This window comes from Chitinophaga cymbidii (assembly GCF_007992715.1).
Lineage (GTDB): Bacteria > Bacteroidota > Bacteroidia > Chitinophagales > Chitinophagaceae > Chitinophaga > Chitinophaga cymbidii.
Genome location: NZ_BKAU01000001.1, coordinates 2,644,361 through 2,657,134 on the forward strand (window position 1 = coordinate 2,644,361; position 12,774 = coordinate 2,657,134).

Annotated in this window: 9 protein-coding genes and 1 tRNA gene; 4 read left to right on the forward strand and 6 right to left on the reverse strand. The window is 49.2% G+C overall.

The window, feature by feature from the left end:
• Positions 1-100 precede the first annotated feature (100 nt).
• Together CCY01nite_RS10900 and CCY01nite_RS10905 are read left to right on the forward strand one after the other, a co-directional pair.
• Positions 101-3,490: a TonB-dependent receptor gene (locus tag CCY01nite_RS10900; protein WP_146860648.1), complete on the forward strand. Its 3,390-nt coding sequence runs from the start codon at positions 101-103 to the stop codon at positions 3,488-3,490.
• A gap of 19 nt (positions 3,491-3,509) precedes the next feature.
• Complete coding sequence (locus tag CCY01nite_RS10905; RefSeq protein WP_146860651.1) at positions 3,510-4,973, forward strand: RagB/SusD family nutrient uptake outer membrane protein; 1,464 nt, start codon at positions 3,510-3,512, stop codon at positions 4,971-4,973.
• 109 nt (positions 4,974-5,082) lie between these two features.
• On the opposite strand, the gene CCY01nite_RS10910 is transcribed toward CCY01nite_RS10905, so the two are convergent.
• The 5 genes from CCY01nite_RS10910 to CCY01nite_RS10935 form a co-directional block, all read right to left on the reverse strand.
• The gene (locus tag CCY01nite_RS10910; protein ID WP_146860654.1) at positions 5,083-5,694 is read right to left on the reverse strand and encodes an SIMPL domain-containing protein; all 612 of its coding nucleotides are present in this window, start codon (positions 5,692-5,694) and stop codon (positions 5,083-5,085) included.
• Between the two features lie 27 nt (positions 5,695-5,721).
• A complete protein-coding gene (locus CCY01nite_RS10915; protein ID WP_146860658.1) occupies positions 5,722-6,147 on the reverse strand; it encodes a hypothetical protein in 426 nt (141 codons plus the stop codon).
• Positions 6,148-6,243: 96 nt separating this feature from the next.
• On the reverse strand, positions 6,244-6,885 hold the full coding sequence (locus CCY01nite_RS10920; RefSeq protein ID WP_146860661.1) for a response regulator: 642 nt from the start codon (positions 6,883-6,885) through the stop codon (positions 6,244-6,246).
• Entirely contained in the window at positions 6,875-8,761 is a 1,887-nt protein-coding gene (locus CCY01nite_RS10925; protein ID WP_186831004.1) for a tetratricopeptide repeat-containing sensor histidine kinase, read from the reverse strand. Before CCY01nite_RS10925 ends, CCY01nite_RS10920 begins: the two co-directional genes overlap by 11 nt.
• Positions 8,762-9,468: 707 nt before the next feature.
• Positions 9,469-9,918 carry a hypothetical protein gene (locus CCY01nite_RS10935; RefSeq protein WP_186831005.1) on the reverse strand — a complete coding sequence of 150 codons (450 nt, stop codon included), beginning with the start codon at positions 9,916-9,918 and terminating at the stop codon, positions 9,469-9,471.
• A 623-nt stretch (positions 9,919-10,541) separates the two neighbouring features.
• Here CCY01nite_RS10935 and CCY01nite_RS10940 point away from each other — a divergent pair.
• Positions 10,542-11,369 (forward strand): hypothetical protein, encoded by an 828-nt coding sequence (locus CCY01nite_RS10940; RefSeq protein ID WP_146860667.1) that lies wholly within the window; start codon positions 10,542-10,544, stop codon positions 11,367-11,369.
• Positions 11,370-11,459: 90 nt separating this feature from the next.
• Here CCY01nite_RS10940 and CCY01nite_RS10945 read toward each other — a convergent pair.
• A tRNA-Glu gene (locus CCY01nite_RS10945) sits at positions 11,460-11,531 on the reverse strand.
• A gap of 162 nt (positions 11,532-11,693) precedes the next feature.
• Between CCY01nite_RS10945 and gap the strand changes: the two genes are divergently transcribed.
• The gene (gap, locus tag CCY01nite_RS10950; RefSeq protein ID WP_146860670.1) at positions 11,694-12,710 is read left to right on the forward strand and encodes a type I glyceraldehyde-3-phosphate dehydrogenase; all 1,017 of its coding nucleotides are present in this window, start codon (positions 11,694-11,696) and stop codon (positions 12,708-12,710) included.
• Positions 12,711-12,774 lie beyond the last annotated feature (64 nt).

Below are 12,774 nucleotides of genomic sequence, written 5' to 3' on the forward strand. Positions count from 1 at the left end.
GGTTTCTGTTCTTTTAAACCGTAAATCCAAAGTTATGAAAAAAAACGTACCTCCCTCCCGGGGAGTTATGACGCCGCGTCTGCTTAAATTTCTTCTATGTATGAAGCTTTCCTTGTTAATTATTATCCTAACTGCTTCCCAGATCCACGCAGCGAAAGTATTCAGCCAGACCATCACCGCCAGCTTCGAAAAGGTTGAGCTGCGCGCTATTCTGACCGCCATTGAGAAAAAGGCCAAGGTCAGGTTTATATATAATTACGACCTCAACCTGCTCACCAGGAAAGTGGATTTTTCTGTAAAGAATGCAAAGATCTCCGATGCGCTGGATAAACTTCTGGAGAATTCCGGGCTGCGTTACCGAGACATGGGGAATAACCTGATCGTTATTTCATCGGGGAAAGCCGATGAAGCGGCCGCTCCGGCCCGGGTGACGGTCAGCGGGCTGGTAACGGGCGAGCAGAATGAGCCGCTGCCGGGTGTGAGCGTCAGCGTTAAGGGAACGTCGCTCGGTACAGCTACCGGCGCGGACGGGCGTTTTACGCTGAATGTACCTTCTCCCGATGATGTCCTGGTGTTCACCTATATCGGTTATGCGCAGCAGGAACAGGCGCTGGCGGGTAGAACAACGCTCAATGTAAAGCTGGTGCTGACTTCCAGTAATCTCAATGAACTGGTGGTGGTAGGCTACGGCACGCAAAAAAGGCAGGATGTTACCGGCGCCATTGCTTCCGTTCCCATGCGGGAGATCGGCGATATGCCGGTATCGAACGTAGGTACCGCTTTACAGGGTAAAATAGCCGGCGTGATCGTGCAGCAGAATTCCGGCAGCCCGGGCAGAACGCCCGCCATCAAGGTGAGAGGCTTCGGTTCTATTTCAGCGGGCACCGGCCCGTTGATCGTAGTGGACGGTAACATTGTGTCCGCGAACGTTTTCGGTTTGCTCAACGCGGAAGAAATTGAGAAGATAGACGTGCTGAAAGACGCTTCTTCCGCCGCCATCTACGGCTCCCGCGGCGCCAACGGCGTGATTCTCGTTACAACAAAACGGGGCCGCTCGGGCAAAACGCGGATGAACCTGAACGTATATACGGGATTCCAGCAGGTGACCAAAAAGCTGGATGTACTAAGCTCGCAGGAGTATGCGGAGTTTGCGAAGGAAGCGGCTAACAATGCTTACCTGGACAATGTGCCCGGTGCGCAGATATCAGACCCCAACAACGTGCGGCCCTCCAATTACCTGCGTTACCGTTACGCCCGCGGTGATCTTTTTGACTGGCTCGATTATGATGATCCCGCAAAAGTGGCGGCGTTGCCGGACCATAACTACCAGGACCTCATCTTCCGCACGGCGCCGATCAGCAATTACCAGTTCTCCGCCTCCGGCGGCACGGAAAAGGTGCAGTATGCGGTCAGCGCAGGCTACCTGACGCAGGACGGCATCATCAAAAAATCAGCGATGGACCGTTATACCCTGCGGGCTAACGTGGACATCCAGGCCACATCGAAGTTCACCGTGGGCGTCAACATCAACCCTTCTTTCAGAACAACGCAGGAGGTGCGGTCAGACGGGCACTGGGCGGACAACGGCATCATCAACGCCGCGCTCAATACCATGCCCATGGCGCCTATCTATAGTGAAGACGGCAGCTATTCTTCCATGGCGGCGCTGGCCGCTCCGTACAACCTGCCGGGCATTACCAATCCCGTTGCCAACATCACGGAGTACAACAGCAAGTTCGACCAGACCAACCTGCTGTCTAACGCCTATGCGGAATACAAGTTCCTTCCGAACCTGCGATACCGGGTGTCCGGCAATGCCAATATTTACCAGAACAGGCGAAACGCCTACACTACTTCCCGGATGCCGCTGAACCAGCAGTTGCCGCCTACGGCCGCCAGGGGAAGCGCATTCTCCGAACAGGGGCTGAGCTGGCTGGTGAACCAGGTGCTGACCTACAATATATCGTTCCGGGATGTGCACAACCTGGAAATACTGGCCGGCACGGAATCCGGCAAGCTGCAATACCAGTCCTCCGAAGCGGCGGGCAACACCTTTGCCAACGATATTGTGCAAACGCTGAATGCCGCTGGGCAACCGGTATCGGTGACTTCCCAGATCACCGAAAACGCAACGGTATCCTACTTTGCGAGGGTGGACTATAACTACAAGTCCAAATACCTGCTGAAAGTATCGGTGCGCCGCGATGGCTCTTCCATCTTTGGTCCGGATAACCGGTTCGGTACTTTCCCCGCGGCGTCCGCCGGATGGAGGGTAACGGAAGAACCGTTCATGAAGAGCCTTCCGGTGGTATCGGAACTGAAGCTGCGCGCGAGTTACGGCCTCTCAGGGAACAATGCGTTCAGCAGCAATTATCCTTATGTGGGAAGCATCGGCACTACCAATTACAGCTTTTACGATAACATCGTTACCGGCCTTGCGATCAGCTCACTCGGCAATCCCGGTCTGAGCTGGGAACGCAACCAGCAGCTGGACCTGGGCATCGACATCGGCCTGTTGAAAAACAGGATCGCGGTTACTGTTGACTATTACGACCGTATCACCAAAGACCTGCTGCTGTCTGTAAACGTGCCCACGCTTACGGGGTTTGGCTCTGCTGTGAAGAACATCGGCAGGATGAGCAACAAAGGTTTTGAATTTGGCGTGAACAGTTATAACCTCACCGGGGAGTTCTCCTGGAATACAAGCGCGAATCTTTCTTTCAACCGGAACAAAGTGCTGGCGCTGGGACCCACCGGCGATCCGATCCGGAATGCGAGCGGTGTGGGAGAAACGAATATTACGATGATAGGCCAGCCGATCGGCAGCTTTTACGGGTACAAGCAAATAGGCATATTTAAAGATGCCGCCGATCTGCATACCAATCCACATGATAATACAACAAGACCGGGGGATGTGAAATATGAAGATGTAAATGGAGATGGTAAAATTGATGCGAACGACAGGGCCATCATCGGCAATAACCAGCCGGATTTTATTTACGGCATGAACAACACTTTTTCTTTTAAGAACATCGATCTGAGCATTTCCGTACAGGGCATGCAGGGAGGACAAATACTCAACCTGAGCCGCCGCTTTTTTGATAACCTGGAAGGCGGGGGCAACAACCTGGCCATCGCGCTGGACCGCTGGCGCTCGCCGGAAAACCCCGGCAACGGAAAGGTGCCGCGGGCGAATGCGCGCACAACGGGGAATAACAATGCCGTTTCTTCCCGCTGGGTAGAAGATGGGTCTTACCTGCGCATACAGCATGTAAGCCTGGGTTACAAGCTGCCGCAGGCGGTTATACACCGGCTTAAACTGCAACAGGTACGGATATACGCTTCCGCGCAGAACCTGTATACCTGGACGAACTACACGAATTTCAATCCGGAGGTAAGTAATTACGAAGGACCGCTTACCGGCGGCGTTGACTACGGCAGCTATCCGCTGGCAAGAACGGTGACTTTTGGTATCAACGTTGATTTTTAAACTACAAACCTGACATCTCATGAAATTCAATCAACCTAACATATACAAGGCAGCTTTGATCGTGTTTTTGTTGTCTTCCTGCGGCAAGGGCTTTGTAGACCTGAAGCCGGTTTCATCCATCACTACCATTAATTTCTACCAGACGGAAGAAGATTTCCGGAACGCGATCAACGGCGCCTATAACGCGCTCAGAACGGGCGGTACTTATGGTGTTGACAGTTATATTTTCGGAGAGATCCGGTCTGACAACTCCACGGCGGTGGCTTCCGGTTCGGTAACGGACCAGGATGAATTCGACCGCTTTTACATCCGCACGACCAACCCGTTCATCAATAACCGCTGGAGCAATAGCTACACGGCCATCGCGCGCTGCAACGCCATTCTCGGCCGCATCGATCCGGTGGCTATGAACAGCGGGCTGAAGGACCGTATCATCGGCGAAGCCAAATTCCTCCGCGCGCTCTTTTATTTTAACCTCGTCCGCACATTCGGCGATGTGCCGCTGGTATTGAAAGAGATCACCGACGCGGATGAAGGCTATGAATACGGTAGAAATCCGAAGGCGGACGTATATGCGCAGATAGAAAAAGACCTTGCGGAAGCCGCGGAGGCGCTGCCTCCTTCTTATACCGGCGCGGATGTGGGCCGGGCTACAGAAGGCGCTGCCAGGGCCATTCTCGGCCGCGTATTGCTGACGCAAAAGAAATTCGGGCCGGCGGCCACACAGCTGAAGGCGGTGATAGACCTGGACCAATATGACCTGGTGCCGGTGTACGCGGATTTCTTCAAAGTGAGCAACAAAAACAATATAGAGGCCATCTTTGATGTGCAATACAGGTCCGGCGGAGTTGGACAAGGGAATCCCTGGCCCAATTCATTCGCGCCGCAGAACTCGGGGAATGCGGTGATCCAGTTCGGCGGCGGCGGAAACAATGTGCCGACCGACGACCTGATAGATGACTACGAACCCGGCGATGAGCGCAGGGACGCCACCGTAGCCACATCCTATGTGAACGCCAATGGCGCCACCATTCCGGGCAACTTCGTTAAAAAGTACCACGACGTTCCGGCGATCAACAACGACAATGGTAATAATATTCCCGTTATCCGTTACGCGGATGTGCTTTTGATGTACGCTGAATGCCTGAACGAAGCGGGGTATGTGGCCGATGGGGATGCATTTACTTATCTGAATGAGGTGCGCGACCGTGCGGGGCTGGAGGATCTTACTGCCGCGGAGGTGCCGGACCAGGCGGCGTTCCGGCTGGCGATGGAACATGAAAGGAGAGTGGAGTTCGCGTTTGAGAACCTGCGCTGGTATGATCTTGTACGGACCGACCGGGCTATTACGGTGATCAATGGGAAGTCCGCACAGATCAACCTGGTGAACCCGGTTACGCCGCAGAACCTGGTGTTCCCGATCCCGCAGAGCCAGATAGATATTAATAAGGAGAAGATTACGCAGAACGAGGGTTCCAACTAGGAAAGGAGAGGCTGTCTTAAAAGTAATTTTCGTTTATGCGCTTTTCAAGCCCGTCAGATTACTTTTGAGACAGCCCCTTTAACAATTACATGGATGAAAGGCCATCATGCTACTCCACCGCGAACTTGACCGACAGGTAGTAATACTGATCCGGAATGGGTTTGAAATAGAAATTATCTTCTGCGCCGGTGTCAGGCTGGCTGTAATCCGTGACCGTAAGCACAGCTCCGAGCTTTTTGTTCATGGCCTTTGCAATGCCGGCGGCTTTTTCCTTGCTATCGCGGAATGCAGCATCGAAGAGCTTTTCGGGTTCCTGCGACGGTTTGAATTTTACACGGGAGCCTGTAATGCTGATCACACCGCCTCCGTTGGCGAGTTTTGCGGCTTTCACCAGCTCTTCCCGCGTGTGGGTTTCAATTGTGAACAGGCTGCCTTCCCGGTAGAACTGGAGGGACTGATAGCTCATTTTATCTTCTTTGAACCGGCTTTCTTCAAAACCGGCGGCCTTGGCTTTGGCGAAGAATGCTTTTTTCAGTTCTTCGAAAGATTTTCTGCCTTCCGTTTCTCCATAGTCCACCGCTATGGCAAAATCGATCAGGTAGGATGCAATTTCCCTTTCTATTTTGGCAATGCCCCTGACCTCGACGGTGGTTTCCTTTGACTGGGCATGGCTGTTCAGTGCCGCCAGCGATATGATGGCAGCCAGTAATATTTTTTTCATCGGTTTAATATTGAGTTGAAGAGATGCTTATGCGATCGTAAACAGGAAGGAGGCTACGATCATCCATGCGCCTACGATGAGGCCCAGTACGCCCAGCTTGCCTTGTTTGGGGGCGATTTTCGCTCTGATCCGCGCGGCTTTTTCGCGGGCCTTTTCGTTTTGAGAGAGGAATAATTTGTTGATGAGCGGGAAGCCGAGCATAAATCCCAGGCAGGCTTCCACGAGGCTGCCGGCGGCCAGTGTGGCCCACCAGATGGGCGCTGATGTGATCCAGCCCATGTTTAAAACGGCGGACACGATGCCCCATATTCCCCAGAAACAGAAGATGATGCCGATCCAGCCCTGGTAAGGTGCTACTTTTTCCAGCAGTTCCCGGGCGTTGGGTTTTCTGGACAAGATCAGGGAGGGCACGGCGATGATGCTTAACAGGATCAAGGTAATTCCGTAAATCATAATGGTAAATTTTTTGGTGATGGAACAAAGGTAGCCCGGCACGATGCGGGCGGCAACATCGTATTCCGTGAAAATCAATACCCTGTTTTCAGGGGGTTAGCTAAGAAGTCCCAATTTGACGGCATACCGGGTGAGGCCGGCCAGGTTGCGCACTTTTAGTTTGAGGATGAGGGTTTTGCGGTAGCTTTCGATGGTATGTTTGCTTAGAAAAAGCTTGTCGGCGATCTCCTGCGTGGTATATTCTTCCGCTATGAGTTTCAGCACGTCTTTTTCGCGGGAGGTCAGCATTTCGAGGGTTTCTTTTTCCTTGTTGAAAACGCTGTTGATATAAGCCTGCTTTACGGTTTCCGAAAAGTATTTCCCGCCTTTCAGGATCATTTTGATGGCCTCGAGCAGTTCGCCGGAATCCGCGTTTTTCGATAGAAAGCCGTCTACATTATTCTGGATCAGCGCATCGATCATGTTATTGTCGGTATGCATGCTGATCACCAGCGTGCTGATCTCCGGCCTTTTTTCCTTGATGTGATTATTCAGCGTAATGCCGTCCACATCCGGCATGCTGATGTCCGTAATCACCAGATCGACCTGCTCATCCGGATGCTGATCCAGGTAATTCATCACCAGTTTGCCGTTGTGCGCGTGATATAATACCTGCAGGTCCTTTTCCTGCGCTATCAACCTGATCAATCCTTCCAAAAACAATTTGTGATCGTCTGCGAGAATAATATTATGCTTCATACCATGCGGGTTTTAAGGGAATTTCAATGTCAATGACCGTGCCTTTCGACGGGAATGAATCGATGGAAAGCACCCCGTCGAAATGCTTCAGCCGTTCGCGGATATTCCGGAAACCGAAGCCCTGCCTGGCCGTTTCCGTGGAAAAGCCTTTGCCGTTGTCTTCAAACAGCAGCTTCAGGGTGCCGTCCATATGCGTCAGTTGTATTTCAACTTTCGATGCCTGGCTGTGCTTTTGCGCGTTGGTGATCAGCTCCTGGATGATCTTGTAGATCTCTACTTTCAGGGTTGTGCCGATCAGGTCTATCTCTTCAGCGGGATAAGCCTGGAAGGAAATCCTGGCGTTGCCCGGAACATCGAACTGCCGGAGGTAGCCCGAGATCAGCTCTGTGAATCCCGTTTCGCTGAACTTCTCCGGAACAAGGTCGTGCGAAAGGCCGCGTACCTGGTGGTAAGTGTCGTCCACCTGCTGAATCAGCCCTTTTAATCCGTTCACATTGTGCTGGTTCGAAAGCTGAAGCTTGATGGCGGCAAGGTTCCCGCCGATACTATCATGCAGCTCACCCGCGATCCGTTTGCGTTCTTTTTCCTGTCCGCTTACAGAAGCTTTCAGCAGCGCCAGTTCTTTATCTTTTAACAGCGCGGTGATCCTTTGCTGGTTCATTTCTTCCATGGTCGCATTCAGTCTGCTTTGCGCCTGCAGCTTCTGGTAGTACATGTACAGCAGGCCGATCACCGGGAGCAGGATTGCCAGGAAGCCTATCAGCAGGCTGAATTTGATCGTTTTTTGATGGTTCAGTTCGTTTTCCTTGTTGAGGATCTCTTTTTCTTTCTGGACGGTCTGGTATTTTATTTCGAGTTCATTGATCTCTTTTTTATTCTGCCGGTTTAGTACTTCCCTGGAAGCACCGAGGTACTGTGTCATCAGGGCGTATGCATTTTTATAGTCACCCGTGGTGGCGTGAAGGTTGCGGAGGCTGTTCAGCACTTTCAGCTGCGCGTTCAGGTCGTTCCACTGCATGGCGTTGGCATACACCATGGACAGCAACCGTTTTGCATTTTCATATTCCCCGCCGGCGATGAGCAGGTCGCCCAGCCTTTGTCCCGCCTGGGTATACAGGTCGAAGAACTGGTGTTGCTGCGCATTGTTCTTTACTTCGTTGTAGATGGAAAACGCCTCTTCGGTATGCCGGTCAAGTTCGGCGATGATGCCGAGGGTGAGTTTTGTTTGCAGCTCGTTCTTCAGCTGATGCGCCTGTTGGAAATACGAATGGGCCTTTTCCGTGTATTGTTTCGCCTGGGGAAGATCTTTTTGTTGCAGATAGGCAACGCCCAGGCGCTGGTATACAAAATGTTTCAGCTGTTCGTCGGGGTTCGTTGCCAGCAGGGCGTTGTATGCCGCGATGGCTTTGGCGTGTTCATTCCGGGCGAAGTATACATTGGCGATCCCCAGTTTGTTATTGTTCACAGCCGCGCTGTTGCCCAGTGCTTCCGCGGCCCTGATGCCTTCCAGGTAGAAGCGCAGGGCTTCGTCGTGTAGTCCCTGCTCGCTGTAGGCATTCGCTAAGGTATGGTAAAGGGTTGCCTGGTAAGGGAGCTTGTCGCCGGATTTGAGGGGGCTTTGGTTTAATGCGTCGATGAGTTGCTGTGAGTAGAAGATGACGGAATCGGTGGTGCCGTGAGCGGAGTGGAATGTTAATAGCGGTTGTGCGGCTTGTATTTTCTTTTTGATCCCTTCGGCATGTGTTAGTTTTTGTAATAGTGAATCGGGGGTTTTTACGGGGAGTTGGCCGTATCCTGTAAAGGTTCCCGGGTTTTGCGCCAGGCAGGGCAAGCAGGTGATCAGTATGTATGTGCATATCAGGCCACTTTTATTCATTTGCATAATTTGGGTTTCTGCCGCGATGGAGGCGGTGGGTTTGTTTGTGGGTGGAAGATAGTAATTAAACGATTTATTTCGGGCAATGGAGGTTGGGGGAATAATAGTTTTACATTTTGCGATTTGCAAATATATAACCGTCTTTAATAATATCTATCCATAGATAGCGAGTAAATCAAAGCCAAAGTGCAGCGCGCCCAACTCAGAGTTGCGTCAAATTTAGCATTTTTCTTATCGAACTTTATTAGGAAAAGGAATTGTTGAAAGACAGAGGCAATTCAAGTGGGGAGATAACTTTTGCAGCAACTTTCAATAGATCTGAAGAATAGTTTTCCTAAAATCAACGGGTTTTCGTGAAGAAATCTATATACCATCCGGCAGTGGTATCGGTTCTTTTCCGGCAATTATGAATTTGTGCCGCAGCCTGTGGCACAGTTACCATGGTCGTACCAGACATTACTGATATCTAGAGTTAAAGAGATGGAGGCCGTGATGATATATGCCGATGCAGTACATCAACATGGCAGGTCACGTACTACGCTGGAAGTGAATAATTTTCATTTAGCGTTGGGGCGTTTTATTTGTTATATCCCGAGATTCATCAGACACTGTCTGATGAATTTAGAATCAATTGATTATCAATCAAATTATGTCTTCGCTACGGCATTGATCGAGTTTAATCTTTCTTTTCCTTTGTATAGTCTTCATTACCTGTTTGGTGTCTCCGTCCAATTTTCGTTGCACCTTTTTACATCTTCTGCAGGAGGAAGTTGTTCTGGCTTTACCCCACGTTCGGCTAGCATTCTTCTGACTGCCTGATTATTTTCTACATGCTTTTTTGATATCGCGTTTTCTCCACTTAGTTCTTTTTCCAAAACGTTGTGACTTGTAAGCTCAGTGGCAAAATCTTTGGGCTTTATAGTGAGCGTAGGGAGAAAGTCTGCTAATGGCCTGCTTTCAGGGGCCTGCAGTTTCCTTTTCATCTCTATCGTGTTGAAACCTCCAAATAACGCCTGATCTCCCTTACTTCTGATCATTGCGAATCCTTTTTCATCAACGCCGCGTTCGAAAATAATTCCAGAAAGCTTTTTAAGTGCAAAAGCTATTTCGGCTTTGCCGGCATCCCCATTTTGGGGGTTGCAATGGCGCTCCAGCATTCTATACCACTATATCATAGCAAGCCTGTTCGAACTGTTCAAAAAGCTGCTGTATTTGTTCTTTCTTCATAAAAAAGATTATTAGGTAGCAGAGTCTGTAAACTTAAATAGGAGGGACTAAATTCACGTAAAAGTGATAAAAGCAAGAAAGCCACGAATTCATTTTGAATTCGTGGCTTTCTATTAGTACCGCGTGCGGGGAAGTTGACTAACGAGATAATATGTGATTTGTTAATGTTTTGTGATTTGATAAATTGAGATCAGATTGGTTTCACCCTCTAATAATATTTAGTTGTCTATTTCAATAGCAATCGAACTAAGTTCTTACTTGTTATTTAAAAAATAATTCAATTAAAAAATAAGATTATGTTACATCCAGTATTAAACGAAGATTGGTCAGATTATGATAATAGAAGAATTAGAGATGGTCGAGATCGTTCCAAGTTTTCCTGCGAAGAACAATGGGAAGTAGATTACCTAGTCAATAAACTGCGAAGATATTTTCCGAGCAAGACTGATTCCGCTATTCGCAATGCGATTTCATCTTGCTGTACTACTGTTAGAGCTCCCAGACCAAGGCAAGAATTTGTTGAATGTGTTGTAAGACGATTAAATGCATAGTTATGAGTGAATTTGAAGATCTTCAGGCCGGAGCTTTAGGATTGCTGCACACAACTTGTGATGTCTTGAATAAGGTTGGAGCGAAATACATTATAGTAGGGGGATGGGCACCATATTTACTAAACTCCAATCCTATACAACATCCAGGCACAAAAGATGTTGATGTTTTATTCGAAGGCGCATACGAGAAAGGGATACTTAAAGAAATAATTGAAGCTCTTTTAGCAGAAGAATATATTCTGTCTGCTAAGCACGATTTTCAACTCTTTAAGAAATGCAGAGTACAAGGAAGAGAATTTATCTATAATGTAGATTTGCTTCATCCGATGGAAACTATTATACCGAAAAATATTTATGTAGAGCACATTGATTTAGGAATTCCGGCGGATAAATATCAAGGTAAGACCTTTAAAATGAAATCTATAGCATTGCCGAGTGCTCAATCACTTTTTAGGCTTAATATGTTTAATTTATATAAGTCTGATAAACCTGAATACGCTACTTCTTATGTACCCTTGATGGATGAAGCGGGAACATTAATTACAAAATCACAAAGTGTCAAAATTGAGAAGCGCTATAGGGACTCATTAGATATTTATTTGACAATAAATCAGAGTAGAAGCATTGAAAATCTAATTAATACGGTAAAGAAAATCCAATTGGAAGATATAGATACGTATAATTCCCTTTTTGGTATTCGAGAAATGTATGATGATAATAAATTGTTTGAGAATGTGAGACGTTATGTGGAGGTCAAGCATGAAGAATTCGTTCAGACAATGGAATCGTTTTTTGAAAAAACCGGGCTAATGAATAAGGCGGAGAGTTAATAATGAAGCAGGAAAGGTAGTTTGTTTAAAATATTTAGAGGAAAATATTAAGTAAAAGGGTTGTTCTGAAAAGAACAACCCTTTTACTTGTACCGCGTACGGGAGTCGAACCCGTCATTCCTCCGTGAAAGGGAGGCGTCTTAGCCGATTGACCAACGCGGCATTCCCTCATTTGGGATTGCAAAGGTATAATCCCTCCCGTAATTTCCAAAAAAAATATTTTTGCCCGCCCCACAGCCCCCCCGGAAAAATAGCTATTGATTAATCCCCGCCAAGCACGTAATTTTGCAATTCAATTTTTTCATCTACAAACTACAGTGTAAAATGGGAACTTCTCTCAAAATTGGTATTAATGGTTTCGGTCGCATCGGCCGCTTGGTATACCGCCAGATCTACAACATGCCTGGCATCGACGTGGTGGCGATCAATGACCTCACCAGCCCGGCAGTTTTAGCGCACCTGCTGAAATATGACTCCGCGCAGGGTAGATTTGGACAGGACGTGAAGCACAGCGATAACGCCATCTCCGTAAATGGCGAGGAAGTGAAAATTTACGCTCAGAAAGATCCTTCCCAGATTCCCTGGAAAGACCACGGCATCGACGTTGTGATCGAATGTACCGGCTTCTTTACTGACAAAACCAAAGCTGAAGCGCACCTCACCGCAGGCGCAAAGCGCGTGGTGATCTCCGCGCCCGCCACCGGCGACCTCAAAACCATCGTGTACAACGTTAACCACGACATCCTCGATGGCAGCGAAACCGTGATCTCCTGCGCTTCCTGCACCACCAACTGCCTCGCCCCCATGGCGAAGGTGCTGAACGACAAATACGGCATCGTAACCGGTCTTATGACCACCATCCACGCATATACGAACGACCAGAACACCCTGGATGCACCCCATCCCAAAGGTGACCTGCGCCGCGCCCGCGCCGCCGCAGCCAACATCGTTCCCAACAGCACCGGCGCAGCCAAAGCCATCGGCCTCGTTCTGCCCGACCTGAAAGGCAAGCTGGACGGTAACGCACAGCGCGTTCCCACCATCACCGGCTCCCTCACAGAGCTGACCACCATCCTCGGCAAAAAAGTAACCGCTGAAGAGATCAACGCAACTATGAAAGCGGCTGCCAACGAATCTTTCGGCTATACTGAAGACGAAATCGTAAGCTCCGACATCATCGGCATCACCTACGGTTCACTGTTCGACGCTACCCAGACAAAAGTAATGTCCCAGGGCGACGTTCAACTGGTGAAAACCGTTTCCTGGTACGACAATGAAATGAGCTACGTTTCCCAGCTCGTACGCACCGTGAAACACTTTGCAGGCCTGATCAGCAAATAATCGCGGTCTATATGATATTACCAACCCTCCGCAAAACGCTGTTTATCACAGCGCTTACCGGAGG

Excerpts from the sequence above, each read along its gene's own strand:
- CCY01nite_RS10900 (WP_146860648.1), top strand. The coding sequence starts at position 101 with ATGAAGCTTTCCTTGTTAATTATTATCCTAACTGCTTCCCAGATCCAC.
- CCY01nite_RS10905 (WP_146860651.1), top strand. The coding sequence starts at position 3,510 with ATGAAATTCAATCAACCTAACATATACAAGGCAGCTTTGATCGTGTTT.
- CCY01nite_RS10910 (WP_146860654.1), bottom strand. The coding sequence starts at position 5,694 with ATGAAAAAAATATTACTGGCTGCCATCATATCGCTGGCGGCACTGAAC.
- CCY01nite_RS10915 (WP_146860658.1), bottom strand. The coding sequence starts at position 6,147 with ATGATTTACGGAATTACCTTGATCCTGTTAAGCATCATCGCCGTGCCC.
- CCY01nite_RS10920 (WP_146860661.1), bottom strand. The coding sequence starts at position 6,885 with ATGAAGCATAATATTATTCTCGCAGACGATCACAAATTGTTTTTGGAA.
- CCY01nite_RS10925 (WP_186831004.1), bottom strand. The coding sequence starts at position 8,761 with ATGAATAAAAGTGGCCTGATATGCACATACATACTGATCACCTGCTTG.
- CCY01nite_RS10935 (WP_186831005.1), bottom strand. The coding sequence starts at position 9,918 with ATGCTGGAGCGCCATTGCAACCCCCAAAATGGGGATGCCGGCAAAGCC.
- CCY01nite_RS10940 (WP_146860667.1), top strand. The coding sequence starts at position 10,542 with ATGAGTGAATTTGAAGATCTTCAGGCCGGAGCTTTAGGATTGCTGCAC.
- gap (WP_146860670.1), top strand. The coding sequence starts at position 11,694 with ATGGGAACTTCTCTCAAAATTGGTATTAATGGTTTCGGTCGCATCGGC.